Raw genomic sequence first — 26,972 nt, forward strand, 5'->3', positions numbered from 1 at the left:
TTTTGCCGGCGTTATGGTCTCGGGATCATTTGCATCGGGTCCAAATCGCCGGCCTTCGGCATATATTCTTCAATCAGCGATTTAAAATAATCCTCTTGTCTCATCTGCTCAAGCGAATCGTTGACCAATTTCAGCATGGCCGCGTCGCCTTTGCGGACACCGATCGCCATCGGCGCAAAGGCGACCTGCTCCCCTACAATCGTGTAGTCCATGGATGTTTTTACGAATTCGGACATGAGCACGGCATCATGGAACATCGCGTCGGCCCGTCCGTCCTTTAAAGCGCGGAAAGCATCCGCATTGCTTTCAATCTTGATCTGCTCGGCCGTGGGCACATTTTCATCAAGATAGGTGGAGCCTGTAGAGCCCTTGATGACGATGACCTTTTTCCCCGCAAGATCAGGAATCGCGTTAATGCCGCTGTCCTTCTTGACGACCGTAACAACACCGCCGTCAAAAAATTCCGTTGAAAAGTCCAGCTGTTTCTTGCGTTCCTCGGTTACACCCAAGGTGGCCGCGATAAAGTCGATTTTGTTGGAATCCAGATAAGGAATCCGGTTTGTGGCATTGACCGGGACGAATTCCACCGCGTTCTTATCGCCAAAAGCATATTCGGCCATTTTTTGGACCACGCCGATTTCATAACCCGCATTCTTGCCGCTCTCATCCAAATAACCCAGCGGAGGATAGTCGACTTTGACGCCAACGACCAGCTTACCGCGCTGTTTTAGCGCATCCGGCAAATTTTCCGCCTGCGCGGCTGACGCCGTATTGCCGGTTTTACCGTCCGTTTCTTTCGCATCGGAGCCGGCGCCCGCTTCGTTCTTTCCGCAGCCGGCCAGCAAAACCACCATACTCAGCGAAATCATCAGCACCCAATGGCCTACTGCGTTTTTGCGTCTTTCGTTTTTCATACCCCATCCTCGCTTTCACTTTTGAAGTTGATTTGAAATGTAGGGTCCTTTTATCCGCGGCTTGTCTTACTCACCAATGACTTGAATGTAAACTTTTCTGCTCTTGGGACCGTCAAATTCGGCAAGATACACATCCTGAGCGTCGCCGGCAATCATTCGGCCATTCTCCACGACGAATAAGCAACTGTTGCCCGAGAGCATCGACTTCAAGTGAGAAGGAGAATTGCTGCCCGTTGCCCCGTAAGAAGGCAGGAAATGCGCATGCGCATATGGGAAATCTTTGGGAACCAGACGTTCCAGCAGTTCCTCAATGTCCGTCTCCACACATTCAAGTCCTTCATTAATCATGATCCCGGTCGTGGTATGCGCCGAGATAACGGCCGCGATCCCGTTTTGAACCCCGCATTCTTCAACAAAGCTGCGGATTGTATCGGTAATTTTGATCATTTGAAATTCGGCCGTTGAACGCAATACGATCGTTTTTAGTTTAACCATGGCCGATCATTCCTCCTTTCGCCTAAAAAGACCTGTGCATTGCCGCCAAGTATCTTTTCCAGTGTTTTGGGCCTGAACTCCATCGCTTCGAGCGCCGGCAGCAGCCTTTTGGCCTTGAAACGCGGACTGTTTGTACCAAACATCACCTTATCGTTCAAATTCCGCTCGATCCAGAGGGGCCCCATATTCGTTTTGAACACCTGCCGGTAAAAATCGAGAGCATTATCCATGTGAAGCAGCGATGTGTCGGTAAACACGTTCGGGTATTTCAGCAGCAGCATAACGGTTTCCTGAACCCATGGCCAGCCGAAGTGTGCCAGACACATGCGCAGTTCGGGATAAGCTATGGCTACATCTTCAAAATTCACGGGCTGGGCATATTTCGATGGCGCATCCGGTTCCCAGCTCATGCCGGCATGAAACAGGATGGGTTTATCGAACTCCAGGCATTTTTCGTAAAGCGGTTTCAATTTATCGTCACCCGGGTAAAACTTCTGCTTGGAAGGGTGGAGTTTCAGCCCCTTTAAACCCAGTTCCCGGAAAGCGTAATCAAGAACCTTCACGGCGTCTTTCCGGTGCGGATCCACACTGGCAAATCCAATAAACCGATCCGGCGCCAAATCGACCAGTTGCTTGACCTCTTCATTGGATACGATCCATCCGCCGCTTTGGGTGGTCAGGTCCATGGGCAGCAGAACCGACCGGCTGATTTGCATGTAGTCCATCTCCTGCAGCACCGATTCCAGCGGGCTCGGGGACTGCTTGAAAATACCAAACTCTTTTTTGCGGTAGTCCAAAACTTGCTTGTCATCACTAATCGCTTTGTGAAAAATGGGGTGCGTGTGTACATCGATAATCAATTTATCATCCGCCTTTCCGCCTGTCCGGCTGTGTTTAATAAGGTTCGAATCGGGAAACGACTCCTGCGGCGACAACCGCCCCTTGCCTAAGCGAATCGGGAATCGGCCACCCCTTCAACTGCCCGTACATAAAGCCCGCGCAGAACGAGTCTCCGGCCCCGACCGTATTGACAACTTTGGTTTGGACGATTTCGCCCCGGTAGAAGGACTCTCCGTCGTAGGCAAGGCTTCCGTGTTCTCCCAAAGTCACGACCACGATACAAGGTCCTTGGGCGTGCGCCCACTTCATGAATTCCATAATGTAGTCGTCTTCCTGTTCATAGGAGAAGAATACATAATCGGTGTCCGGCAAGATCGGTCCGGCGATTTCCTTCTTGGTCCTTGTGGAAAAATCATAAATAACCTTGACCCCTTTGCTGCGGAAGTACGAAAGATGCTCATTGATCCGGCCGGATAGGTTGGTGTGAATGGCTTGGTGTTGAAGAATGAAGGCCAAATCCTGTTCGGTTAAAGCAAATTCGGCCATGACCCCTTCGATCTTCTCCTTATGCACCCGGTCATTCCCGTTCAAATCCATCTTAAAGATCGCCGTTTTGCCTGGGCGGACATGCATACAGGTCACATTTACGTCTTCTTCCCTAAGCTTCTCAATCATCATAGACCCGTACAAATCATTGCCAACGACGCTTACCATGGAGACATCTAAGCCTAATCGGCTTAGATGAATCACAAAATCAACGCTGTTACCAGTGGGATAGTATTTGCCCAAATTATCATACTTGTCAATGCAACTGAACCCAACTCCCGCTACGCGCATACCGGCCTCCTCTTTCGGTGAGTATTTGTCTCCTATCCAAATTGTATATGTTGTTATAATATAAGATATACCATCTCTATACAACACCAGTCAACTATAAAATTCTATGTAAGTGTTTTCATTGTGTTACATTATCTTTCATAAACCCATTTTTTGATGCCTCATACTCCAAAACAGAATATCCATGTAATATTCACTTACATAGATTCTTGCGACCTCCAAGTTCAAGTCAACAAAAAAGCCCGCCATTCTCGCTCCTCGTTGGATGGAGTGAAGATGGAGAGCTTCATTTTGTTATGTGTTTATACAGTATGGATTTAAGCGCCTGAGGCTAACTGCGTTTCCCGGAATTTATTGTAAAAATGACCTTGCTGGACATATAAACGGATTGCGAATAATGCATAGGTCTGTCTTGTTGATCATAAGTAATTTTACCTAGCAAATAAAGCGGGGTCCCTCTGTCGCAATGGAACAAGCTTGACTCGTATTCCGTCGCGAGAATAACCTCCAGCGTTTTTTCCGAAAAGGCAGGTTCAACACCATAACGTTCTTTTAAAATGTGGTAAGTGGAGGGAGACTCCCCGATGTATTTTTCCAGGTCCGGCAGGATTTCCAGCGGAAAAAAGGAAGTTTCAATAATGAAAGGTTGGTTATCGATGAACAGAAGGCGATGCAATTTAAGCACCGGATCATTTAGCTGAATTTTAAAAGTGCTTGCCAACTTTTCATCCGCTTCCATGACCAGGTTCGATAGGATTTGCGAGCTAGGTGTTTTTCCGGACAAGGTAGTCATATCGGAAAAGCTTCCCACTGAAATCAATTCCCGTTTTTCCTTGAGTTCACGCACGTAACTGCCCTTGCCCTGTTGACTATGCAAAACCCCTTCTTCCACCAAATCCGTAATGGCCCGTCGAACGGTAATACGGCTTACCCCGTATGTCTTCCCGATTTCCGCTTCAGGGGGCAGCTTTTGCCCCGCTTTGTATACGCCTCTGGAAATATCTTCTTTAATAATTTGTTTTAATTGTAGATAAAGTGGACTTTGACTGGATACATTCAATTTCATCTATTTTCTTTCTCCTTCGGAATTAAACTAGGCCCGATATTGCAAGTCTTTATCATATCATATGTTATCATATGACTTGCGACTCACTTGTTATTATAGTAACATACCCCAAGTCGATAATAAAGAAAGCGGAGAACAGGAAGCAGAACCGCAAATATCTGACTTAAACAAAAAAACCGTCATCGGACGATTTGTCGTTCAGACGGTTTGCTCCTGCTATTCATTTATAATGACACAAATTCCCCTGAATGTGACTTCCAGCCGCTAACTCCTAACCGCGGCAAATAGCGGATCGGTTTTTCAAAAAACTTCGGTTGAATGAGTTCAAGGGATTCCCCCCGAAGGAGAACCGGAATGCTTTGTCTTAAGGAACTCCGCCAATTATCATACAGTCTGCGCGGAAATCCGTACAATACCGTATACAGGCCGCTTCCGCATTCCCTGCCCATGACGGTCTCCCCTACCCAATTTTGTGGATCAAAATGGTCATCCAGGTAGTACCGTCCACTTAGTTTAAAGTAATAATCCGCTTGAAAAGAACGTATGGCCCGATTCGCCAGATATAAGCTGAGCGCCTCACCCAATCCTTTATAGGGGCCATCCGCCGCCTGTCTGATTATTTTTCGATGTCCGAGATATAAATAGCGGTCCGCACTTTGCGTCAATTCCGGCGGAACATCTGGCCTAAGCCCTGTTTCTATCAACAATATGCGGGCCGCGGGAAACTTGTCCCGAATCGACGCGATCGTACCCAAGGTTTGCCGCGCCCGTTCTTCTATCGTGAAAGCGGAACGCGTCGCACTATAGCTCAAAGGTTGGCTGGTCAAATAAATCGTCGAGGAAACGATAAATAACACGCTTTGCTGCACTGCCGGCTCCCCCTTTCTTTTTCTCCTCATGACGTATTTTATGTTCTATTTCTATTACACGTCTGGATGAATACTAGAGGTTCCGTATTCTCGGGCCTGCTATATAAGTTGAACTATTAATTCGCATATGAGGCAGCCGTGTGAAATGTTCTTCCGATCGCTGTTGTTCCCAGATTTCCTCATCAATTAAATTCAGAATAGGTAGAAATCCGGTCACAAAGGCGAACGCTACGCTTCTCCAGAATCATTTCACACTATTGCCTAGAGCTTTTTTTAGTTCAACTTATATACTTCAAACTTTTCATCAGCCAAGGCTTGATTAGCGGCAGAACCGCCGCCGGCTGCATGGCCTTCGTATGATCCATCCCGTCCCCTTGCAGAATTTCTATATCCCAACCCATAGATTCTAAGAGACTGCAGTTCCTCTGCAGAATTCCGCCAATATCGACCGTGACATTTCCGAACTTTTCTCCGTAAACGAGGGTATCTCCTGATCCGGCAAAAGCAAGTCTCGGAATCGTAAGCCTCGCTTGAACCAACCGGTCGTCAAATCCGTTTAAACTTCTATATAAACTTTGGAACTGCCGGGGAATGCGCGGGTCGATCGTAACCGGGATCTCTTCCCAGTCCATGTCGTCGGGCCCCGGGCATCCTTCGGCGGAAGCGAAGACCTCTTGACTCGACTTCCAAGCCAGCTCATAGGTTTTTTCGGTCACGATCGTCATTTCGCGATAAGGTCCTTCATAAGGAGGATATCCGCCCATCATCAAACTTTCCAAGCGATCGGTTCTTAATGCCAGCTGAAGCCCCATAAGCCCCAGCCAGGAATAACCGTAATAACTGAACCTATGGACGCCCATCTCATCCGCAATTTGCAAAAAATCGCGAACAATATGTTCCGCGGTGAGGCGATCCGGCTCTGGATATTGAAATAAATGGCCTTCGTAATCAAAATAAAGAACCCGAAACTGTTCGGCCAACCCCTCCACGAAATGCTCCCCCAACTGAGGATCCACGCCCCATTGTTTTAAGCTTTCGGCCTCCGGCCCGTAAACCGATTTTTTGGCGATCGGCAGCATAACGACTTTGCGCTGCGGATTTCCCGCCAGGCCTGCCTCAATTTCGGTATGATTGTTTAGTTGTATCATTTTTTTCATGATATCACTCCTGTTCGGCATTTTGTATCTCCATCTTATAACATTCAAGCAATCTTTCGGTTTGTCTTCCGAATGGCCTTGATATCTTTGAAATATTCAATTTTAATATTGGTGAAGCACTTGAAGGTTTTACTTTAGGTTTGAGGTGAAGTTTCAATGGATGAAATATATACTCCTCTTCAAGCAGCCCATGCGTTGAAAGTAAGTACGACAACACTAAGGAGATACGAGGATCAGGGTCTCATTCCCGACGTTCCCAGAACACCCAGCAACCGCAGATGCTACAGCCCCGTTCACATACAGGCGTTTACGGCGATCAGAGCTTTACTGCGCGGCTTTGAAATACCGGTTGTATTTGAGGTAATGAGGAAAATAAAGCATGGGAACGTAGATCCTGCACTTTGGTTAGTCAATCAGCAGCTGTATCGTCTTCAAATGGAGAAACACAGGGTGGAAGAAATCATGAGCATGATCCGAAACGCCGATTTTACCAAATACAACAACGTAAAGGTTACGGACGCCATGACCATTGGAGAAGTAGCGGAAATTGCCGGGGTCAATCCATCGGCGATCCGCCATTGGGAGCAAGAGGGATTAATTGCCTCGAAGCGAAATAAGGAGAATGGGTACCGAATTTTTACGACGGCAGAACTTAGAAAAATCATTGCAATCAGCAGCTTGCGGAAAACGATCTACTACATCGAAAACATGAAACAGCTGTTATACGAGCTGGAGACACAGGATTTCGCCAGGGTCGAACGCTCCTTTCAGTTCGCTCTGCAAAAATTGAACAGCCATCTAACGCTGGCGTTTCAAGGGATTTCGGAGCTTATGAAATATATTAGCTTCTATCGCGCGTAAGCCTCCCGTTCGGGGAGGCTTTTGAATTGCGCCGATAAAATGTGAGTTGCGTATGATCACGGCTCGTTAACATTTTAACTTCCCATGATGGATATCGGCGGTCTCCACTTGAATCGTGGAATGCTCAATATGAAAACGCTCCTCCAGGATATGAATCGCCTTCTGCAGAATGATTTGGTTATCTTCACCGTCTCGAACCAGCACGTGACAGCTCAGTGAATCGAAGCCGGATGTAATTGTCCAAATATGAAGGTCATGGACATCCTGGACCCCTTCAATCGCAAGCAGCGCTTCCTTCACTTCGCCCTGATCGATGGCGGCAGGCGTCCCCTCCATCAGAATGTGAATCGTGTGAGAAATAACTCCCCAAGCGCTCTTCAAAATCAGGAGCGCCACAAGGATCGAGATGATCGGGTCAGCCAGGTACCATTTAAAAACCATCATTACGATTCCCGCCAGAATAGCGCCTACGGAACCTAAGGCGTCACCTAGAACATGGATATATGCGCTGCGGAGATTCAAATTATTCTTCACATCTCCTTTTCGCATCAACGCGATGGCACTGCCGACATTGGCGAGCAACCCGACAGCCGCGATAAGCATCATGGACCCGCTGGCCACTTCAGGCGGACTATTGAACCGCTGTACGGCCTCCCATACGATAAATCCCGCAATGATAAACAGGACGATACCATTGAATAACGCCGTCAAAATTTCAAAGCGGTGAAATCCGAAAGTCCGCTTGGCCGAAGCTGGTTTGGACGAAAACCATAAAGCGACCAGGCTTAACGCAAGGGCGCTGGCGTCGCTAAGCATGTGCCCGGAATCGGATAGGAGTGCAAGGCTGTTGGTGATCAGTCCGCCAAAAAACTCCAGAAACATAATGCCGAACGTAATCGAGAGGGCGATGGCCAACCCTTTTTTATTGCCTTCCCTGGCATGATCGTGATGATGATGGCCGTGGTGCCCATGGTGATCATGTCCATGGTGTTGGTGCCCGTGATGAGAATGGTTATGCATAATGGTTACCTCCTTCTCTAATGCTCACAATGGTTAATCGCTTGATGCAGCAGTGAAATGACGTGATCGTCATCGCAGCTGTAGAACAGCATATTGCCTTCTCGCCTCTTCTTCACTAACCGCCTATTCCGCAGGAAACTGAGTTGATGCGACACCGCGGATTGCGACATGTCCAGCACCTCGGCAATATGGTTGACGGAGCATTCCTCCTGCGAAAGCAAATACAACAGCCTAATCCGCGTCGGATCCGACAAGGCCTTAAAAATTTGCGAAACCGACTCCACTTCCTCTTCCGTTAAAAATGCATGTTCCTTCGCTTCCAATGTCATCACAACCTTCTTATGTATTATTTTATATATGATCATGTGCTCATATTTGCATTATGAATCGTACTCCACAATTTGTCAAGACTTTGTTCCACAAAAAAAAGCCCGAATATGCCGGGCTTAAAACCACTATGATGCAACTAGGATTCCGGGGTCGCCTATGACAGCTTGGCCTCGGCCGCAGCAAGGCAGCTGCCGATTTGTTTCTCCCACGTATGGATCTTCTTTTGCGATTGATTTACCTTGCCCAGCTCCGCGTACATGATCGTCATCTGGGCCGCCGCCATTACCGCGTTTCCTTTCTTGACCGCGACGCGGTAGAGTTTCTCCGCCGCCGACTTGTTCTTGTTGGTCCGGCTGATCAACTTGTTCTCCGCAGCGATCTGTTTCTTTACGGGCTGAATCGGGGCCAGCGCCGTTCTGATCTCCTTGGCTTTGGCCGCAGCCTGCTTCTTGGCCGCCGCAAGCTCCGATTTCCGGTTCGCGATATCCTGCTTAGCCGCGTCTACCGAAGGCTTCAGGCTGTTCCTCTTCAAGTCAAGCAAGGCGGCCTTCTTGGAATCCTTCGCTTTTCTTGCTGCCGCGGCCTGCTTAGTCAACGTCTTATATTGGTCCAACGATGGAGCGTGTTTCTTTTGCGCCTGATCATAGCTTGCCTTGAGTTGGTCGATTTTCGCCTTATCGACATTTTTAATCTTGGCCTGAATCGCCTTCAACCGCTCGTTGTTTTGCTTTCTGAGAGTCTGCATCTCCAGCTTCGCCAGCTTGATTACACTCTCCAGTGCGGAGAAACTGTCATGCAGCGTGTCCACGGTCAGCAGCGCATCCTCCCAGCTATCCGCCTTCGCTGTTGACAATCCGGTGCCCGACAGGACGGCCAACGCCAAGACGATCAGCAGCGTGAACCTTAAAGCCCTCCGAACTATACTCTTCCTCAAATTCATCCGTACCACTCCTTCGTAAAATGGGTTAATGTCATAACAGGGTTCCCCAAAAGCAAAAAACACCCCGCAAGACAGGCTATCCAGCCAATCCTGCGAGGTGCTTCTCTCGCTTGTTCCGTTATGATTTAAAGATAATATACCTGAAAAGGGAATTCATGTCAATCTTGTTTGCGAACGTACATTCTTCTATTTGCCGTATCCGAGTTTTTTCAACTGGTCCAAAGCCGAATCCATATAATTTTTATAATTGAATGTGCTTTCAAGCGTACTGAGGAATTGATCGTACTGGTCCAAGCTGCTTTTACCGTATACGAATTTGATCATTTCTTCCTCAACAAAACGGTTGGCATCCGCCGCATTGTAACCGGGCGGGCTTTGCACATAACCATCGAGCGTCTGAATTCTCGGCAGGTTTGCCTCAAATTCAATGTATTCGGCTTGGCCGGCAAACTTCGTTTTTAAATACTCCGTCTCCTCCCGCCCGGCAAATTGATACAGCCACGTAAATCCAGCTTCCTGTTTGCCTTTGTCGGTAATCACTAATTGCTCGCCATTCAGTGTATAATGAACGTCCTGCAGACCGAATTGCACCAGTCGGCCGCCTTCCGGCGTTGCGAGGTAATTGATAAGCTCCAAGATCTTGTTCAGTTTCTCCGGCTCCTTCTCCAGCCGTTTCGGAATGGCCCACAACCCGCCGGTAGCACCGATATTGATGGAATTGGAATTCTGCGTCCCATCCGGTCCTTTTGGCGGATTCAGTTGAATCCATTCGGCTTTGGGATTGGCCCCTTTCCATACCGCCACCTGATCGTCTTTAATGATCTGCGCCCAGTCCAGGTTGATAATCCCCACTTTGCCTTGAAACGCTTTGTCTTTCGCCATCGTCCCTTTGTTGCTCACGACCTCCGGATCGACGACTCCGGCATCCACAAATTTTTTAATGGCCGCCAGCGCCTCTTTCATTTTCGGGTGATACAACGTATTCGTTACTTTACCGTCTTCCACAAACAGCTTGGAACCCTCATAAATATTGGTAATGCCATAGGCTCCGAAAATGGGATCAAAAGTTTGAAAATTGGTGCCCGTTATGCCAAAAGTGTCATTTTTTCCGTTCTGGTCCGGATCCTGCTCCGTGAACGCCTTCGCTACGGCAAGCAATTCATCCACGGTCGTTGGCGGCTGAAGCTTCAAATTGTCGAGCCAATCCTTGCGGACCCAATACGTGTACGAGACCGCCTGCCCCGCCTTCGGCAGCGCATATTGCTTTTCCGATACAAGCCCTTTCTTGATCACATCGCTACCGGCAAACTTGGTGTAATCGGGCATTTTTTCAAGGTATGGTGTCAAATCGAGCAGGCTGCCCGATTCCGCCAGCTTCTGCAAGTGTGGCTTACCTGTCACCATAAACAAGTCAGGCAGGTTGTTGGAAGCGGCGAGCACATTAATTTTGTTCTCATAATCGGCTTGGTCCCCCACTAAGGTTTGCGACAACTCGATGCCCATTTTGGCGTCCAGCTCTTTTTTAACAAAATCGTCGGCCGGTAAATTTGTCCCCCAGCTGATTTGGGATGCGTTGATCTTTACGGGACCGGAGCCCTTTGTGCCTTCGGAGCCATTTCCTTTCGCTCCCTCCTCCTTTCCTCCGCACGCACTTACTAACGTTGCTGCCAATACGAAAGCTAAAGATAATGACCAAATTCGATTTCTTTTCATGGATCGTCCCACCTTTACATTGTTAAAATACCGCAACCCGGTTAAATCTCCGGCGACGCGTCCATTACCCTTTCACTGCGCCCAACAGCATTCCCTTGGTAAAATGCTTCTGAATAAAAGGATAGACCGCTATGATCGGAAGGCTGCCGGCAATGACCGCCGCCATCTGCATCGCAGCCGTCGGCACAGTAATTTCCGCCTGCAGTTCGCTGGACTGCGTCAGAAGCAGCATATTTCGGATGACCACCTGAAGCGGATTCAAGTCCGTATCCGTGATGTACAACACCGCCGAGAAAAAAGAATTCCAATGCCCCACCATATAGAACAAACCAACGGTCATCATAGAAGGCAGCGACAGCGGAACAGCCACCTGCCATAAGATGCGGAATTCCCTGGCCCCATCAATCCGTGCCGATTCGAATAGTTCTTCCGGCAATGTCTCAAAGAAACTTTTCAAAATGAGCACGTTAAACGTAGCGATCGCGCCCGGGATGATCAAGGCCCACAGCGTGTTGAGCATGCCCAGCGACTGGATTACCAGATAGGTTGGAATCAAGCCGCCGCTGAACAGCATGGTGAATACCATGTACAGCAGAAAAAAAGTACGTCCCGGCAAATTTCGGCGGCTGAGCGGATAAGCGGCCAACGTGGTAAAAAGCATATTGACGAGCGTGCCGCCGACCGTAACGATTACAGTCACCAGCATCGATCGACCCAGCGCCGGGTCCGCAAAGATGCGTTCGTAAGCCTCAAAAGAGATTTTTCGGGGCAGAACGATAAAACCTCCGTTTTTAACCACCTCGCTGTAGGGGGTCAGAGACATCGAGATCACATAAAGCAACGGAAAAACAGCGGCAACGGCAATCAGAACCAAGATGACATATATAGCGGCATTGAACCATTTATCCGACCGGCTGCTTACCATATGCTCCCCCCCCATCTTTTGGCCAGCTTGTTTGCCCCTAGTACCAGAACGAACCCGATCGCCGATTTAAACAGTCCGACGGTCGCGCCGAGGCTAAAATTCATTTGCTCCAGGCCGGTCCGGTACACCCAGGTATCGATAATATCCCCGACCTCGTACACTCTTGGGTGATAAAAAACAAAAACCTGTTCAAAACCTGCGTCCAAAACGCTCCCGATCCGAAGAATGAGCAGTAAAATAATCACATTGCGGATCCCGGGCAGCGTAATATGCCAAATCATTCTCAGCCGGCTGGCCCCGTCCACTTTGGCGGCTTCAAACAGCGTAGGATCAATACTGCTGATCGCAGCCAAATAAATGATCGCCCCCCAACCGAGATCCTTCCAGATTTCCGTCAAAACCAGGATGCTGCGGAACCACTCCGTCCCGTTCAGAAAAGGAATAGCGTTCCCTCCCGTCTCCGTGATCCAGCGGTTAAGGAGGCCCGTAGTTTCCGATAAGAAAGCGATGGAAATGCCGTAAATGACGATCCAGGACAGAAAATGCGGCATGTAACTCAACGTTTGTACCCAGCGTTTTAGCCAGCCCACGCGGCATTCGAAAAAGACGATAGCCAGGATAATCGAAGGAAACACGCCGAACAACAGCTTGTAAAGACTGATTAACAGCGTGTTGGTCAGAAGTTGCGAGAAATAAGGGGATTCAAAGAACATTTTGAAATGCTTGTTCCAGGGATCCGCCCAAGGGCTCCCGAATATTCCCTCGGCAAAATTGTAATCCTTAAATGAAATCACGACCCCATACATGGGAAGATATTTAAAAATAAAATACCAAATCAGACAGGGTAACAACATGAGGTATAGCGCTTTCATCTTCCAAATGTCCGCCGTTAGTCTGCGCAGCCGCTGTCCGGGGATACCCCCGGCGGGCTGGGGCGAATGGGCTTGTAAATTGACGTGCTGTTTCATGCTCACCATCTTCCTCTCCGTTATATACTCCAATCATAACGGAGAGGTAAGAGGATCGATATTGCCATTTCTCAGCAGTGTCATGCACATATTTCTGTTTTTAACCGTGATGTGTTCTATTCATTTATCGCGGGTGTGTTTCTCCAAAAGGATCCTGCGCGGCAAGGGAGAATTTGACGGCATCCGCAATCGTTGTTTCGTCGCCCGCCGTCCGGAGGGTTACCGATCCCCCCGACCCTTCTCCAAACCGGTACTTCCCGAGCCACACCCACTGGTTATCGTTTTGCGTCTGGTTGACGGTAATTCCGGCCTCGCTTCCTTCTTCATGAGTGATCTCCACGGCCGCTTTGGCGGTCCGATTCGGTGAAGCGTTCCAAAGCATATAGACATTGTACTCCCCGGCCTGCGGCAGGTCTGGGACCCATGTGGCCTGCTTTCCGGCCGCTCTTCCGTCATGCATATAATCCTCCCCGTACCTGGAGGCGGAGTACGTGCTGCTCTGCCATCCACCGTCCACGGAAAAGCCGGAATCCCGATTATCCACGATGATGTCCACCCGTTGATCCGTCGGCGTTTCCACCCGAATCTCTCCGGAGGGCTCCGATTCATTTCCCAACATGTTCACGGCGGTCAACTTGTAGTAATAGACCGTTTCAGGCTCTATCCCGTCCGAATCCAAATGGTTGTCGCCCTGCAGCAAATAAGCGATCCGGTTTGCCTGCCCCGGTTCAAAAGTCGGCTCGGTCGAGCGGTAAAGGTGATAGCCGGCGATATCTTCATCCTCCTGCGCTTTCCAAACCAGTTTAATTTCTGCATAAGATATCGCCTCTGCCTGAAAATCCCGCGGCGTTTCCGGCGGCGTCCCATCATTTGGTTCGGTTTTGGCGGAAATTTTCGAGGCTTTCGACAAATTACCGGCCAGATCTACTGTCTGAACGAAGTAGGTATATTGGGTCTTGGCCTCCAGACCGGAAAAGCTGTATGAGGTTCCGTAAGTCTCGGCCAGGATCTCCCCAGCCGCGTTCGAAATGCGGTAACCGCGAATGCCTGAGCCCGAGTCCGTGCTCTTGTCCCAGCCTAAATCCAGAAACGTATTGCCCTTGGCTATTATTTCCAAGCTTTTCGGCGGTTTTGGCGATTTGTCGTCGTTAAATTCGGGAAGCCGAATGGGTCTGCCCGGCTCGCCGTACAGGATGCCCGTACCATTGGTGCCGACATACACGCGGCCGTGTACCTGCATGTCTCCCGCCATACTGTTCGGCTCATTGCCGGGGAATGGGTCGGAAACGCTGACCTTTACCCAGGTTGCCCCCATATCATCAGAACGATATATGGCTTCGTCCGGAAAACCCGAGACCTTACCGAAGACAAACACCGCCGGATTCAACCGACCGGGAGCCGCTTTACCGAAGCTGAAGAGGTACGCCTGCTCCACATGGTCCACTCGGTCAAATCGGCTGCCGCCGTTGCCGGAGCGATACAATCCTTTGTCATTCAAGCTTACCCAAACCTCTCCCATCATCCCGGGAGCCGCCTGGACATGATGCCACGGGTTTTGCTGTGTGGGTAACTCGGAGACCGTCTCAAACGATCTTCCCCCATTTGCGCTGCGGAAGAAGCTCCCGTTCCTGTAATCATAAGCATAAAACACACCGTCTTTTACCTTGTCGGAGGCCAGCGGCTGATAGTAACCGGCAAAAATATGATCTCCCGTAATCATGTCTCCCGGTAAACCGGCGCTCTTCATCCAGGAGTTTCCAAGGTCCATCGTATAATAGACGGAGCCTTTCTGCGGCATCCACACTACGTTATTCGAGTAAGTGGCCGACACCGCTGTTTTCCCGCCCTGAACTCCTTTGAAAGGAAGTGCGCGAAACGCCGTGTAACTGCTGCCCCCATCGGTGGAATACCCGCCGCCGCCTGGATCGCTCCGGCCGTCGCCGTTCCATCCATACGTGCCGACACGAACGACAAAATCAGGCCGGGATGCGGAAACGTCTATACCGGTGGTGGTCAGCTCCTTGATGCCGCCGGATGACGTAAAGTAAGTGGACTCCGGAAAGCTTTCCAGCGAACGATGGTCGAAGCCTCCATTATCCGCGATGCCGCTGTGCAGAACCCGGCTACCCTGCGGCGGGCTCACGAGATTCGCTACATTGACTACCGTCTCCAGCCCCTTGGCGTAATTGCTCCATTGGGAGGGGGCTTTGTTCACGTCTTCCGTTCTCCAGGCGTAATACCAGTCCGTCATCCAAACCCGGCCCTTGTGGAACGGATCGAAGGCCAGAGCGGACGTGGCGGATGACCAATGCCAGGAGGGCATCCAGGGGACAAGCGAATTCCGGCTGATCTGCAGTTTGGCCCAAGTGGCTCCGCCGTCGGTCGAGCGATAAATCGGATTGCCGTGCGCATCCTGCCGGCGAGCGGCCAGTAGCGTATCGGAATCCGCCGGGTCCACCGCGATGGAACCGAACGGTTGGCCCGAGTCCGCAGGAGGCGTCATATTCGTCCATACCCCGTCCTTAAATTTGGCCAGTCCCTGTCCATGAGCCACATATAAGGTACCCTCTTTCGAAACGGCGGCACGGTTCGGCTTTTGCGGACTGCCGGGCAGTAATGTCCAGGTTTTCCCCGCATCACGGCTGACATAGACGCCATAATTGTACGCACCCGCGTAAATGACGGAACTTCTCGCTCCCTTGGTTCCCGATGACGGGTCGAACTGGACAAAGCTGATGCCATACGGCGCATTCTTCAGAGAAGGAAATGACTCAACCCGCATCCAGCTCCCCTGCTCGGCCGCCTTCACGCTTCGGAACAAACCGTCATAACGGGACCCGAAATAAACGATGTTCCCGTCGTTGGGATCCACGGCCAACCTTTCCCCGGCCGCGCGATTTTGTCCGTTGGACGACATTCTTACCCCTTTGCCCCCGAGATTCAACCCGGTCGGAGACCAGGTTTCGCCCCGGTCGGTTGATTTGTAAATGTCGCTGGGCGTCAAGTAATCGTACCTTCCCAGAGCGGCATAAACAACATCGGGGTCGGACGGATCAATAGCGAGGCTTTCCCCGCCATATAAATTGGCATGTTGACGGTCCGCTTCGCCAATCAGCTGTTTCCAACTGCGGTTTTCTTCATTCCAGCGAAAAATTCCGCCCACGTCCGAGCGGATGTAAACCAGATCCGGCTCCTGCGGATGAATCACGATCCCGGTGATATAACCTCCGCCGCCGATCGGCACCTGCCCCCAGAAATATTCACTTTCTCCCGCATCCTCACTATCCGCTGCGACGAGCGGGGACGGCCCCATAAAACCGCCCGAACACAACGAAAAAATCACCACGAACAACAGCAGCCCTTTGATACGCTTTGATCCAAAGCTCCCTTGCACCTGGCACCCCTCCATTACTCTTTTTTTGTTAAGCGCTTACAAAGGCATGATATCAGACCCTTTTTGGGGCCATAATCAACAAATCTGTCTTGCTGAATGAACGAATTACACTTTCCTCCCCAATTACCCGTTTTTTTTGCAAAAAATAGAATAACCGGGCTCATTGCCCGGCTTCCTCTCTTTTTAAAGTAAGACGGTATTCACTCGGCCGCAGCCCCGTCCACCTCTTAAAAATTTTGAAAAAGTAACTGGGGTTGGCAAATCCGCATCTTTCGCCGATTTCCGCCACCGTCAGGTCCGTCCGCTCCAAATACCCCTTGGCCTCCTGAACACGGACCTGCTGAAGGTAGCCGATGAACGTTTGGCCGGTCTTCTTTTTGAAAAGTCCGCTTAAATAATTCTCATCCATATTCACTCTTTGGGCCATCGCTTGCAACGAGATGTCCTCGTCATAGTGCTCGAGCACATAGTGGATGACCCGGTTAACTTCTTTATGGTCCGTTTCCTCCAAAGCCGGCGTGGTCCTTCCTTTGGAATACTGGATCATCCGGTCTGAAAGGGTATCCAGCAAAACTTGATGGCGGGAATAAAACGTCATTTCTTCCCCACCGGGAAGAATCGGCTTGCGGCTAATATGAGCGAAAAGCCGTTCCAATCGTTCGGCCGTTTCTTTCACTTGTACCATCGGCAGTTGATGATTTTCCATGAAAGCCCACAACTCCGTAAGCTTATCCGCACATTCGTTCACCGCAGCCTTGGCGAAACTGCGAAGGATCTCCTGCTCCCACTCCCAAGGAATCGCGGGATATTCGTCCTGCCGATCAATCCGATATCCGTTGTGAACCACTGTCCGGCACCCGTGATAATAGATTCGGTCAAGCTCCCGCAAATTTTGGGCCCATTCCCCTGCGATATCGTCCGCCGTTTTATTGTCCAGATAAACCGTACGGCACACCCCCGCAAATTTTTGGGGATCGCCGCTCAGCTTCTTGGTTAATGAGGCGGAAGCGGCTGCATCGCTGGGGCAAATCAACAACGTACTGACCCCCATCGCCCGGAACGTCATAAGTCGGTACGAGCCTGGCCCCTCATTAGCCAGCATTTCCCGCACTTGCTCGCAAGACACCCCCTTTTCACGCTCTAGCCAAGTCAGCAAAACAAGTCTGGTACCCAGCTTGTGCATGCTTAACTCCGCTAATTTCAACGCTTCCATCGACGATAGCGTCTTGCCGCAAGCCTTCTTCCACAAGTAAGGAAGGCGTTCCTCCAGACTGTCCCACTTCAGCCTGGCCTCTTCTTCGACTTTTCGTTGAAGGCGGCTCTTTACCTTGTTTAACGCTTCCAGCAGCTTATCATCATCCATCGATAATTTCAAAATATAGCTGGAGGCTCCGTACTCCAATGCCATCCGGGCATACTCAAACTCACCGGCACAGGTCAGCATGATAAACGCCGCCTCATTCCCCCTTTTTCTCGCCTGCTGGAGCAGCTCGATACCATCCATATACGGCATAAGCACATCGCTGATCACAATGTCCGGCGACAACGTCTCCATTTGCTCTAGAGCTTCCAAACCGTGGGCGGCCTCCGCCGCGATCGTAAAGCCGTGTTCCTCCCAAGGAATCGTGTTCCGGATCGTTCTTCTCACAAAAGGCTCATCTTCCACCAGCAGGATACTCCACATGTTGGATGCCCTCCTTGTCATAGGGTGAGGATATAAGCAGCGGAATTTCAAGCACCGCCAGCATTCCCGGATTGGCTGGAATCAGCTCGAGGCGAGCTTCTCCTTTGTACAACAAGGCAAGGCGCTCCCTTAGATTGCTGATGCCGATTCCCCTTCGCCTTCCTGAGGAACGCAAAGACTCGGAGGCGGCGGGGCCCTGCCCGTTATCAAGAATCTCCACTTTCAGTTTTCGGGAATCCCGTGTAACCCGTATGGAAATGCGGCCGCCTTCACGCATATGTATCAATCCGTGATGCAGCGAGTTTTCTACCAGCGGCTGCAAGCTGAGTTTGGGAATTAACGCGTAATCGAGCCCTTCCCCGATCTCGATCTCCGACTGAAAAGTATGATCGTACCGGAAAGATTGAATATAAAGATAGGACTGGACGAGTCCGATTTCCTCTTTTAAATGGACCAGATCTACCTCGGTATTCAAACCGCATTCCAGCAGCCTGCCCAGATTCTGGCAAATCTCATAAGTTCCCGTATCCCCTTGGCTCCGCGCGTTCCACTTCAACGTATTTAAGGTATTCAGCAAGAAGTGGGGATTCATTTGCGACATCAGAATTTGAAAACGCAAAGCTTCTTTTTGACGTTCCTCCGCCCGCAAAGTGGCGATCAGCTTACGGATATCATCGGTCATCTGGTTGAAGGACCTGGCCAGCTCCCGTGTCTCGCCTTTATATCCGGACTCCTGCAGATGAAGATGCATATATTGATCCGCCATTTGCGTCATTTTCCGCTGCAACTGACGGAGCGGACGCAGAATGGAGGAAACGATGGCATAAGTGACCAGCATAAATACGGCCACCGTCAGCAGGAAGGAAAAAACGACCTGCCGTTTCATGGACCAAACATTCCCCGATAACGCCTCCAAAGGGAAACGGTTTAACATATACCAGTTCATATTGGGCATGTAAACTCCATTATACATGTATTGATCCTGATGATCTGTGAAATACCGGCTTGGATTCTTTTTGAATGCGGGCAGCATCGTTTGCATATGGTCCGCTTCCGTTTCATCCGCTTCCAACAGAATCGGCTGCCCATCTCCATCCAGCAAATAATAATTCTGCTTGATTAAAAATCCCCCCGTGATGGAGTCCATCCAGGATTTGATATCCAGGCTGATACGGATGTAGCCGAAGGTATCCCCCTGGGGTGTTTGCAGTTTGCCGTACAGGGAAAAGAGCTCCGAGGGCGGAAAAGTCTTCTCATACCTGTCTTCCGGCGCATGAACCGCCCAGAAATAAGGCTCTTCTGAAGACAGCAGCCGTTGAAAGGTAGCTCCGTCAAAAAGCTGCTTTGTTCCCTCCGGACTGCCTTCCTGATACATCTCTCCCCCTTCCATCGTCCCCACGGTCGCCTCCTCCAGAGACGTATAAACATGGCCTGAAGCATCGGCTAATGTGATATCAACCGGGACGACCGCGTTCATAAGGCCTTGTTTAACGCTTAATAAGCGGTTCTGTAAATATAGACGGCGCTCCTCCGTTATCGGTTCCCCCGGTGTACGGAGCATTCGGACGACCTCGGGATCGCGTTCCAGTTGAAGCATCGCCCCGAGCACACCGATCCGAAGATTCTCCAGACTGTTCTTCAACGAATCCAGCTGCTCGATATTCTGCTCCGCAATGTTGTCCTTCATCATCGTCTCCAGCCGGGAAATACTATGAATTTGCACAATGGTGGCCGGGATCAGCACGAACAGCAAAATGGAGATAAACAGGCGATGCTTCAGACTGAGACGGTTTAATAGGGCCATGTTCCAGTTCCAGTTCCAGCTCAAACTCAATTCCCCCTGCCTATATAAGCGGAACTATTGATTGCATGAAAGGCAGCTGTGTGAAATGCTCTATAGTCTTTAACCTGTGTCGGTTAGAGCTAGTGTAACACAGGCACGGATATGGGACGAACGTATTTTTAATTACGGACCGTAACAACGAATCTCATACACTCCTGCGGCCGGATCCCCCCAGGTTGCCAGAATATTTAGCCGCAATTTAACGATGAAAATCGGCTTATCCAGTTTGTGGCGTACTTTACATTGAACGTTCCCTTCCACGTGAACCACTTCCCCCCAAGCATGGCCATCCCAAACCTCAATGCGGTAATCCCGCGCCGTTTGAGGGTCGCGGTAGAAAGGAGGATAATTGTGGTATTCCCGGAACAGATGGCCTGGAAAAGTCACCTCAATCATGCCGACGGTCCGGGCTTGTTTCCATTCCAGCTCCACCCACGGGGTCCGCGGATCCGCGGGATTCGAGCGCCACTGGTTTGTATTATCATAGGGACGAGTGATCCCGGTGAGCACATTTTCCGCAAGGAAGCAGGTTTGCGGCGGGGTTACTCTGTAGCTGAGCGTGCCTCCGTCCCGATAACGGCGCATCCGACCGTCCCCCATTTCGTATGCGGACGTATGCCCGGGGATGACGGTTCCCGCAATGTGCCACTCCACCGCGGGGCAAGGCAGCAGATCCAGACGCACATAGCTCCCCTGCTTCAAATGAGCGGTTTCTGCCGGAGATAAATTCCAGGGGATCCATTGTTTCTTCCCCGGAGGAATGACCAGCTCGGTATGGGCGAGTCTGGCCGATCCCTGGCTGCGGTAATCCCATAAATGATTTACGGCAACTAACTCCGCGGTCAAGATTTGCTCCTTATCCGAGCCATTGGATAAACAAACCGAGAGAGAGCGGATTCCTTCCGGACCGACGGCAATCCACTGCCCTCGCCGGTGGTTCAGCGGTTCATCCGCCTGCTGCCTCTCTTCCTTGTTGCCAAGGATAAAGCCTCCGGTGGCATCGGAGCTCTCCGGGCCGGCGCCTTCCACCGGTTCCGAACTGCTGGCCGTTACGCGGGCCTCCCTTGCCAAATCCTCAGGGTCACAGCCCCGAACATTCGGAAGAAAACAACCGTCGCGCAGCAGCTGCTGCTGCATCTTGGCAATACAACGGCCGGGAACTTCCGTCAGGCGGATATTATCCCGCAAAGCAATGGCCGCGGCGGTTCCGGCGGCCTGCCCCATCAAAGCGGTGGTGGCCATGACGCGAACCGTTCCTAAAGCGGCGTGCGTAACGCTAACGTTGCGCCCCGCCATCATCAGATTTTCCACATCCTTGGACATCAAGATACGCAGCGGAATCCCGTAAGGGCCGCAGTAGCTTTTGACCGCGTACTCCGAGGTTTCGGCGTAACCCTCCGCACTGGAAGGCTCCGCACTCCCCGCCAGCAGTCCTCCGGCGGTATGCAAATCAATAAACCACCCGCCGTAAGCAATTTCATCCGGAAACACCGTTTTGCCGGCAGGATCGTGTTCGGTCATCAGATAGCGTCCCATAATTCTCCGGCTTTCCCGTTTGCCCGGAATCTGGCCGATCCAGTCCAACGCCAGGTGGGCGGCGCGTTTTTTCAATACCGGATCCCGGTTTTTGATATAATCCCAGATCCCCAGCGTATGCCGAGTCAACTCATGCCTGATTTGTTCCTGGTCGAACACCGTATTCCAGGGTACCCCGATCTCAATCCACCAGTAGCCCGATTCCAGCTCATAAAAATGTCTCCCTTGATCGGCAAAAAAAGCGGGATCCTCATAGCGCACCGCCCATTCCGGAGCATGGAACCGAACCGGCCGGCCCATGTCCTTCGCTTTAAAGTGGATGGAACTGCCCATGGTGTCGCCGCTTGCGATCCGCGGGGCGTGCGGTTCTCCGAATTCTTCTCTGCTTTCGGTGCCCCATCTCCATTCGCAGCCCGCAGCATCCGCTATGACGCCATCTCCCGTGCAGTCCACGAAGATTTGTCCGCCGATTCTGAGTTCGGTCTCGGCTCCGGCGATCCTTGCCGTCAGGCTTCGGATCGTTTGCGATCCATCCATTTGTACCCCGGTGACCGTGGTGTTCAGATAGAACGTTAGATTTGGCGTGCTTACGGCCATATCATACAAGGTCATATCCCATACACTGTTGGTCCAGCCGTTCTCCCGAATCGTCTCGTGATTAGAAGCGCGTTCCTTAATCAACAACTCGGAAATGATACCGGTCTCGCGCGCATACGCATGAAAAGCCGCCGCTCCATGCGGCGTTACCCGAATTTCAGATGAACTGTTGCCGCCGAACACGGGCCGATCCCCAATCAGGCATACCGTAGCTCCAAGTCTGGCCGCGGCCACGGCGGCGCAAAATCCGGCCAACCCCCCGCCGCAAACCACCATATCGTAATTTTCCTGTTCGGATTGTATCACAGATTTTCCTCCATCCTCATTGAGCCATTCATTCTTTCTATGATTGTAGTTCAAGAGGGCGGAGACTTCCGTCAACAAATCTGTTCAATAGGGTGCACAAATTTCTTACACTTTGTAAGACTTGCGGTACTCTGAAGGGCGGATGCCCTTTTGTTTCAAAAATACCCGGCTCAAATAAAACCCGCTCTCATATCCGCACTGTTCCGCTATCGCCTCAAGTGTATCATCCGTCTCCTCCAGCAAAAGACAGGCCTTGCCGATTCGTAAAGCCGTTACGTACTCAAGCGGAGTCTGGCCTGTGGCGTTACGGAATCGCCTAATAAATTGAACCGGTGTCATTCCGTAGCGCGCGGCAACCTGCCGAATTTCCAACGGGGCGTCGGCTAGGCTTCTCAGTTCGTTTATGGCTTCCGCCATTCTTACATCGATCACGGCGGGTACGGTTTTTTTTACAATATCCTGGTAGGAGGCCTGCATACATAAATCACCAAATCCATAATTGCGCCACCGTACCGCCTCATCCTTCCCCAGGTTGTCCACTTCTCTCATGATCCGCAAATTTGAGAAGAACCGTTCCCGGTCTGTAAAACGGATATGACATCGGGAAGTTACAATCCGCAGCGTGTCATACTCCTCAAAATGGGCCAAGGTGTTAGTATGGTTAGACATCTCGGTGATCCGAAAAGAGACATAATGAAAAGAAACCGGTTTCAAGACTTCGCGTTTCAGCCATACCCCCGGCGGGCAAATCACCGCCTCTCCTCCTCCGGCTTCTCCCTCTTCTGAACCGACCGCATAGGAAATGCTTCCGCTTTCCAAGGCAAACATTACCCAGTCTTCGTTCCGGTCCCTCTCCAAAGCAAACTGACGCTTGAAATCCCAATACCGGTAACCCGTGACAGTTACACCTCCTTGCCCCAACCTTCTCTCACCTCTTTCTTTGAAATTTTGGATATGTATATTGTAATTCAAGCTATTTGTATAGTAAATATGCTTTATTATTATGAAATTAAAGATAGTTTGATGTAGTCAGTTGCTGCGTTCGATCTTAAAAAAGGAGTGTGTTCACAATGAGAAATGAGACCGTAACACCGGATATAACCGTCATCGGCGGCGGCCTTGCCGGTTTATGCGCTGCCATAGCCGCAGCTAGGCTGGGGAAAACCGTGGCTTTGGTTCACAATCGCCCGGTCTTGGGGGGGAATTCCAGCAGCGAAGTGAGGGTTTGGGTCTGTGGCGCAACCGGACATGGGGTAAATCGGTATGCCCGGGAAACGGGTATCATGGGAGAGCTGTTTCTAGAAAACCAGTTCCGGAACATGGAGGGCAATCCTTATCTATGGGATCTTACTCTTCTGGAGGCTGTGAAGGCGGAGCCGAATCTTTCCCTGTATTTGAATACGGACGTCCATGAAGTGGAGGCCGAAGGGCCGGAGAACGACCGAAACATCCGCAGTGTTACCGGCTGGATGATGGGCTCCGAACGAAGGATTGAATTTCGCAGCCGTTTGTTTCTCGATTGTACCGGTGATGGACTGATTGGCACGCTTGCGGGAGCCAAATACCGGATCGGCCGGGAGTCGAGGACCGAGTTCGGCGAACCTTGGGCCCCGGAAGAAGCGGATGCCATCACGCTGGGCAGTACGCTGCTATTCTATACGAAGGATGCCGGAGAGCCTGTCCGTTTCACCCCTCCTTCCTTCGCTACGGATATTACTCAGACCTCCATCCCGCTTCGGCGAATTATTCGCAGCGGGGACAACGGCTGCGCCTATTGGTGGATCGAATGGGGTGGCGAACTGGATACGGTCCACGATAATGAACGCATCCGGGATGAGCTTTGGTCGGTCATTTACGGGATCTGGGATTACATCAAAAACTCGGGAAAATTCGAATCCGAGAATCTGACGCTCGAATGGGTAGGCAGCCTTCCCGGGAAACGGGAATATCGCCGCTTTATAGGGGATTACACGTTGACGCAGCACGACATTTTGGCCCAGCGGCCTTTCGAAGACCGGATCGCGTTTGGCGGCTGGTCGATCGATCTCCATCCCCCGGGCGGCGTTTACGCTGAGGAGCATGGCTCCAAGCATTGGTTTGCGGATGGTATTTATCATATCCCTTACCGTTCGATTTATTCCGTTAACGTCAACAATCTCCTGTTTGCCGGAAGGAACATCAGCGCTTCCCACGTGGCTTTTGGCACAACGCGCGTAATGGCTACCTGCGCCATCCTGGGGGAGGCGGCCGGGACAGCCGCCGCACTGTGCGAGGCCAAATCCGTAACGCCGCGGGAATTGGGACGGCTTCATCTTGCCGCTTTGCAGCAGACGCTGCTTCGCCAAGATGCATCGGTCATCGGATTGAAAGCCGATGATCCCGCTGACCTGGCACCCCGAGCTGCCGTTCGCGCCTCGTCCACACTTTTCGCCTATGCGCCGTCTGCCCCCGTCGGGCGGGTTCCGCTGGAGGCGGACTTCGGCATCCTGGTTCCGGTGGATGGCCGTTTAACGGGTTTGGAGCTTTTAACGGATTGCTCGCAAGCCACAATACTGACCGCTGAGCTTTATCATACGGGCAAGAAAGAAAATTATGTTCCTCATGCCTTGGTTCAGACCGTTGAAATCCGTCTTCTCTCCGGCGAGCAAAAATGGGTTTCCGTTCCGCTGGATTGGACTCCGGAGGAAGCCTGCAATGCCTTTATCGTAATTAAAGCGAATCCGCATGTTGCATTATATACATCGGCCCAGCCTTTAACCGGCGTGCTTTGTTTCCGAAAAGGACAGACCCCGATCGTGTCTGCCGAATACGGTGACCGCCAGCCTCCCCAACCAGTCCAACAATGGAATGCCGCTCCTTTTTCCCGGCGCCCTCTTTGCTTCCGGTTACCGACGGGCCACGCCCTCGATCCTGATAAGGTTATTGACGGGTTCAGCCGTCCCTATGGCGGTCCGCACTGCTGGGCATCCGAACCGCTGACGGAGGGAAAAGCCGCCTGGATCGAGCTTCAATGGGAACAAGAGATTACTATACGGGAAATTCATCTTACCTTCCAGGACGATGTGAACGAGGATCTGATCAACCTCCATCATCATCGCACCCCGTTTCAAGTCGTCCCGGAACTTGTGAAGGATTACAAGATCGAAGTTCTGACGTCCTCGGGGAGCATCGAAGTCGTTCATTTCAAAAACAACAGGAAGCGGAAAAACATCCATCGGCTTGACCGCCCGATCCCGGCAACCTCCCTGAGGCTTATTATTGAAGCGACGAACGGATGCCCGCGAGCGGAGGTCGTCGAAATCCGCGTTTATCCTGCTTAATACCTGGCTGTGCGTTGCACAACATAGACTTACGCAAAACAACTCCCAAGAATGGTTTGAAGATGCCTGTAACCTTTCTTGGGAGTTGTTCTAATTAATCTTTCGTGTCAAGCCAGCCGGATTTCTTTCTCCATCACGTAATCATCCATGACATAACCATTTCCGATATCCGCTATCTGGGTGCGAACGGCCTTGAAGCCTTTTTTCGTATATACTGCGATCGAGTCGTCATTATGCCGATTTACCGTAAGCCAAATGAGCCCTAGCCCCCGTTGTTTGCATAACTCCACCAGAAACTCCATTGCCTTGCTGGCGTAGCCATTCCCGCGGTGTTCTTTTCGGATATAGAACTTGCTTAAAAAAAGCTTGCCCTCTTCCTCTTTAATACTTATGTAACCGGCATGCTCCCCTAGTGCGTTCAGGAAATAGTATTCATAGCCTTGATTTTCGATTTGCTCCGTAATAGCAGGCTTGGATTGGAACTTGTCCACCATATAATCAATCTGTTCATTGGATAAAATACAAACATAGTACTCATGCCATATTTCCGAGGCCAATTCCGCCAACGCCGCCATTCCATCCGCTGTACTTACTTTTTTAATGACTAAATCCATATGATCCACTTCCTTCATCCGTATTTCCTCTACCTTGTCAAATCTCAAAAATTTTATCATAAAGTTCAAGCTTAAACAAATAAACTCGTAACGACACCTAGCGAGCGGTTGCAAAGTGCGGAATGGTCAAATTCCTGCAAATCTGCAGGAATTATTGGAGTAGATGGCCCTTCTGTCCGAAATTCCTGCAAATCTGCAGGCTTTTTTTGTTGCTGGGGCTCCCTTCAAGAAAAAGGCCGAAAATTCCTGCACATTTGCATCCTTTTCGCTTTTCGGGGCTCAAACGTTCGGAAATTGTTGCAGATTTGCATCAATTTGTATTAGAGCATACAAAAAGAGCACCACCGCTTCATACGGTAGTGCTCTTTCTTCTTCGCTTGGCGGCGTCCTACTCTCCCAGGACCCTTCGGTCCAAGTACCATCGGCGCTGGAGGGCTTAACGGTCGTGTTCGGGATGGGTACGCGTGAAACCCCTCCGCCATCGCCACCAAACGTGTTCAGATGTTTGATCACCTGAAAACTGGATACGAAACGTATTTGCGTTTTAGCCCCTATTTGTTTTTCGGGGTCCCCGCAAAGTACTCGGAATCAGCATCGAAGCTGTTCTTCACTTTGTGGGGTGATTTTTTGGATAAGCCCTCGACCGATTAGTACCTGTCAGCTCCATGCATTGCTGCACTTCCACCCCAGGCCTATCAACCTCGTCGTCTTCAAGGGGTCTTACTAATTGGGAAATCTCATCT

General features: G+C 50.8%; 21 protein-coding genes and 2 rRNA genes. 2 read left to right on the top strand and 21 right to left on the bottom strand.

What is annotated here, in order from left to right; all coding sequences use genetic code 11:
* Window positions 1-11: 11 nt before the first annotated feature.
* From V4U88_RS18075 to V4U88_RS18105, 7 genes are all read right to left on the bottom strand, one after another.
* The gene (locus tag V4U88_RS18075) at window positions 12-914 is read right to left on the bottom strand and encodes a transporter substrate-binding domain-containing protein (RefSeq protein ID WP_334074632.1); all 903 of its coding nucleotides are present in this window, start codon (window positions 912-914) and stop codon (window positions 12-14) included.
* Between the two features lie 66 nt (window positions 915-980).
* Complete coding sequence (locus tag V4U88_RS18080; RefSeq protein WP_148457792.1) at window positions 981-1,409, bottom strand: secondary thiamine-phosphate synthase enzyme YjbQ; 429 nt, start codon at window positions 1,407-1,409, stop codon at window positions 981-983.
* The gene (locus V4U88_RS18085) at window positions 1,397-2,269 is read right to left on the bottom strand and encodes an amidohydrolase family protein (RefSeq protein ID WP_334074633.1); all 873 of its coding nucleotides are present in this window, start codon (window positions 2,267-2,269) and stop codon (window positions 1,397-1,399) included. Before V4U88_RS18085 ends, V4U88_RS18080 begins: the two co-directional genes overlap by 13 nt.
* A gap of 34 nt (window positions 2,270-2,303) precedes the next feature.
* Window positions 2,304-3,086 carry a fructoselysine 6-kinase gene (frlD, locus tag V4U88_RS18090; RefSeq protein ID WP_334074634.1) on the bottom strand — a complete coding sequence of 261 codons (783 nt, stop codon included), beginning with the start codon at window positions 3,084-3,086 and terminating at the stop codon, window positions 2,304-2,306.
* A gap of 331 nt (window positions 3,087-3,417) precedes the next feature.
* Window positions 3,418-4,152 carry a UTRA domain-containing protein gene (locus V4U88_RS18095; protein WP_334074635.1) on the bottom strand — a complete coding sequence of 245 codons (735 nt, stop codon included), beginning with the start codon at window positions 4,150-4,152 and terminating at the stop codon, window positions 3,418-3,420.
* 224 nt (window positions 4,153-4,376) lie between these two features.
* Entirely contained in the window at window positions 4,377-5,021 is a 645-nt protein-coding gene (locus V4U88_RS18100; protein ID WP_334074636.1) for a hypothetical protein, read from the bottom strand.
* Window positions 5,022-5,299: 278 nt separating this feature from the next.
* Window positions 5,300-6,178 (bottom strand): alpha/beta fold hydrolase, encoded by an 879-nt coding sequence (locus tag V4U88_RS18105; protein ID WP_334074637.1) that lies wholly within the window; start codon window positions 6,176-6,178, stop codon window positions 5,300-5,302.
* Between the two features lie 156 nt (window positions 6,179-6,334).
* Here V4U88_RS18105 and V4U88_RS18110 point away from each other — a divergent pair, with 156 nt between their 5' ends.
* Window positions 6,335-7,039, top strand: a complete 705-nt coding sequence (locus tag V4U88_RS18110; protein WP_334074638.1) for a MerR family DNA-binding transcriptional regulator — start codon at window positions 6,335-6,337, stop codon at window positions 7,037-7,039.
* A 66-nt stretch (window positions 7,040-7,105) separates the two neighbouring features.
* Here V4U88_RS18110 and V4U88_RS18115 read toward each other — a convergent pair whose 3' ends face one another.
* From V4U88_RS18115 to V4U88_RS18165, 11 genes are all read right to left on the bottom strand, one after another.
* A complete protein-coding gene (locus V4U88_RS18115; RefSeq protein ID WP_334074639.1) occupies window positions 7,106-8,059 on the bottom strand; it encodes a cation diffusion facilitator family transporter in 954 nt (317 codons plus the stop codon).
* Between the two features lie 17 nt (window positions 8,060-8,076).
* On the bottom strand, window positions 8,077-8,388 hold the full coding sequence (locus V4U88_RS18120; RefSeq protein WP_416367261.1) for an ArsR/SmtB family transcription factor: 312 nt from the start codon (window positions 8,386-8,388) through the stop codon (window positions 8,077-8,079).
* Window positions 8,389-8,543: 155 nt separating this feature from the next.
* Window positions 8,544-9,329: a hypothetical protein gene (locus tag V4U88_RS18125; protein WP_334074640.1), complete on the bottom strand. Its 786-nt coding sequence runs from the start codon at window positions 9,327-9,329 to the stop codon at window positions 8,544-8,546.
* Between the two features lie 186 nt (window positions 9,330-9,515).
* Window positions 9,516-11,000, bottom strand: a complete 1,485-nt coding sequence (locus V4U88_RS18130; RefSeq protein WP_334074641.1) for an extracellular solute-binding protein — start codon at window positions 10,998-11,000, stop codon at window positions 9,516-9,518.
* A 106-nt stretch (window positions 11,001-11,106) separates the two neighbouring features.
* Window positions 11,107-11,967 carry a carbohydrate ABC transporter permease gene (locus tag V4U88_RS18135; RefSeq protein WP_334074642.1) on the bottom strand — a complete coding sequence of 287 codons (861 nt, stop codon included), beginning with the start codon at window positions 11,965-11,967 and terminating at the stop codon, window positions 11,107-11,109.
* The gene (locus V4U88_RS18140) at window positions 11,961-12,935 is read right to left on the bottom strand and encodes an ABC transporter permease (RefSeq protein ID WP_416367262.1); all 975 of its coding nucleotides are present in this window, start codon (window positions 12,933-12,935) and stop codon (window positions 11,961-11,963) included. The genes V4U88_RS18135 and V4U88_RS18140 overlap by 7 nt, the downstream gene beginning before the upstream one ends.
* Before the next feature lie 124 nt (window positions 12,936-13,059).
* Window positions 13,060-16,329 carry a golvesin C-terminal-like domain-containing protein gene (locus tag V4U88_RS18145; protein ID WP_334074643.1) on the bottom strand — a complete coding sequence of 1,090 codons (3,270 nt, stop codon included), beginning with the start codon at window positions 16,327-16,329 and terminating at the stop codon, window positions 13,060-13,062.
* 160 nt (window positions 16,330-16,489) lie between these two features.
* Entirely contained in the window at window positions 16,490-18,013 is a 1,524-nt protein-coding gene (locus V4U88_RS18150) for a helix-turn-helix domain-containing protein (protein WP_334074644.1), read from the bottom strand.
* Complete coding sequence (locus tag V4U88_RS18155) at window positions 17,985-19,841, bottom strand: sensor histidine kinase (protein WP_334074645.1); 1,857 nt, start codon at window positions 19,839-19,841, stop codon at window positions 17,985-17,987. The genes V4U88_RS18150 and V4U88_RS18155 overlap by 29 nt, the downstream gene beginning before the upstream one ends.
* A gap of 138 nt (window positions 19,842-19,979) precedes the next feature.
* Window positions 19,980-22,295 carry an FAD-dependent oxidoreductase gene (locus V4U88_RS18160; RefSeq protein WP_334074646.1) on the bottom strand — a complete coding sequence of 772 codons (2,316 nt, stop codon included), beginning with the start codon at window positions 22,293-22,295 and terminating at the stop codon, window positions 19,980-19,982.
* A gap of 105 nt (window positions 22,296-22,400) precedes the next feature.
* Window positions 22,401-23,216 (bottom strand): AraC family transcriptional regulator, encoded by an 816-nt coding sequence (locus V4U88_RS18165; protein ID WP_334074647.1) that lies wholly within the window; start codon window positions 23,214-23,216, stop codon window positions 22,401-22,403.
* Between the two features lie 149 nt (window positions 23,217-23,365).
* On the opposite strand from V4U88_RS18165, the gene V4U88_RS18170 reads away from it, so the two are divergent.
* Window positions 23,366-25,615, top strand: coding sequence for an FAD-dependent oxidoreductase (locus V4U88_RS18170; protein ID WP_334074648.1), 2,250 nt, complete (start codon window positions 23,366-23,368; stop codon window positions 25,613-25,615).
* A gap of 107 nt (window positions 25,616-25,722) precedes the next feature.
* Here V4U88_RS18170 and V4U88_RS18175 read toward each other — a convergent pair whose 3' ends face one another.
* The 3 genes from V4U88_RS18175 to V4U88_RS18185 all read right to left on the bottom strand — a co-directional run.
* On the bottom strand, window positions 25,723-26,229 hold the full coding sequence (locus V4U88_RS18175; protein ID WP_334074649.1) for a GNAT family N-acetyltransferase: 507 nt from the start codon (window positions 26,227-26,229) through the stop codon (window positions 25,723-25,725).
* Between the two features lie 375 nt (window positions 26,230-26,604).
* A 5S ribosomal RNA gene (gene rrf, locus V4U88_RS18180) occupies window positions 26,605-26,721 on the bottom strand.
* Window positions 26,722-26,856: 135 nt separating this feature from the next.
* Window positions 26,857-26,972 (bottom strand): 23S ribosomal RNA (locus tag V4U88_RS18185); the annotation flags it as partial.

It is taken from the genome of Paenibacillus sp. A14, from assembly GCF_036864815.1.
In the GTDB taxonomy this organism is placed as follows: Bacteria; Bacillota; Bacilli; order Paenibacillales; family Paenibacillaceae; genus Fontibacillus; species Fontibacillus sanfengchensis.

Bases quoted from the DNA above. Each gene is read 5' to 3' on its own strand.
- V4U88_RS18110 (WP_334074638.1), top strand. From the start codon at position 6,335: ATGGATGAAATATATACTCCTCTTCAAGCAGCCCATGCGTTGAAAGTA.
- V4U88_RS18175 (WP_334074649.1), bottom strand. From the start codon at position 26,229: ATGGATTTAGTCATTAAAAAAGTAAGTACAGCGGATGGAATGGCGGCG.
- V4U88_RS18150 (WP_334074644.1), bottom strand. From the start codon at position 18,013: ATGTGGAGTATCCTGCTGGTGGAAGATGAGCCTTTTGTGAGAAGAACG.
- V4U88_RS18140 (WP_416367262.1), bottom strand. From the start codon at position 12,935: ATGAAACAGCACGTCAATTTACAAGCCCATTCGCCCCAGCCCGCCGGG.
- V4U88_RS18170 (WP_334074648.1), top strand. From the start codon at position 23,366: ATGAGAAATGAGACCGTAACACCGGATATAACCGTCATCGGCGGCGGC.
- V4U88_RS18125 (WP_334074640.1), bottom strand. From the start codon at position 9,329: ATGAATTTGAGGAAGAGTATAGTTCGGAGGGCTTTAAGGTTCACGCTG.
- V4U88_RS18075 (WP_334074632.1), bottom strand. From the start codon at position 914: ATGAAAAACGAAAGACGCAAAAACGCAGTAGGCCATTGGGTGCTGATG.
- V4U88_RS18105 (WP_334074637.1), bottom strand. From the start codon at position 6,178: ATGAAAAAAATGATACAACTAAACAATCATACCGAAATTGAGGCAGGC.
- V4U88_RS18095 (WP_334074635.1), bottom strand. From the start codon at position 4,152: ATGAAATTGAATGTATCCAGTCAAAGTCCACTTTATCTACAATTAAAA.
- V4U88_RS18120 (WP_416367261.1), bottom strand. From the start codon at position 8,388: ATGACATTGGAAGCGAAGGAACATGCATTTTTAACGGAAGAGGAAGTG.
- V4U88_RS18080 (WP_148457792.1), bottom strand. From the start codon at position 1,409: ATGGTTAAACTAAAAACGATCGTATTGCGTTCAACGGCCGAATTTCAA.
- V4U88_RS18135 (WP_334074642.1), bottom strand. From the start codon at position 11,967: ATGGTAAGCAGCCGGTCGGATAAATGGTTCAATGCCGCTATATATGTC.
- V4U88_RS18115 (WP_334074639.1), bottom strand. From the start codon at position 8,059: ATGCATAACCATTCTCATCACGGGCACCAACACCATGGACATGATCAC.
- frlD (WP_334074634.1), bottom strand. From the start codon at position 3,086: ATGCGCGTAGCGGGAGTTGGGTTCAGTTGCATTGACAAGTATGATAAT.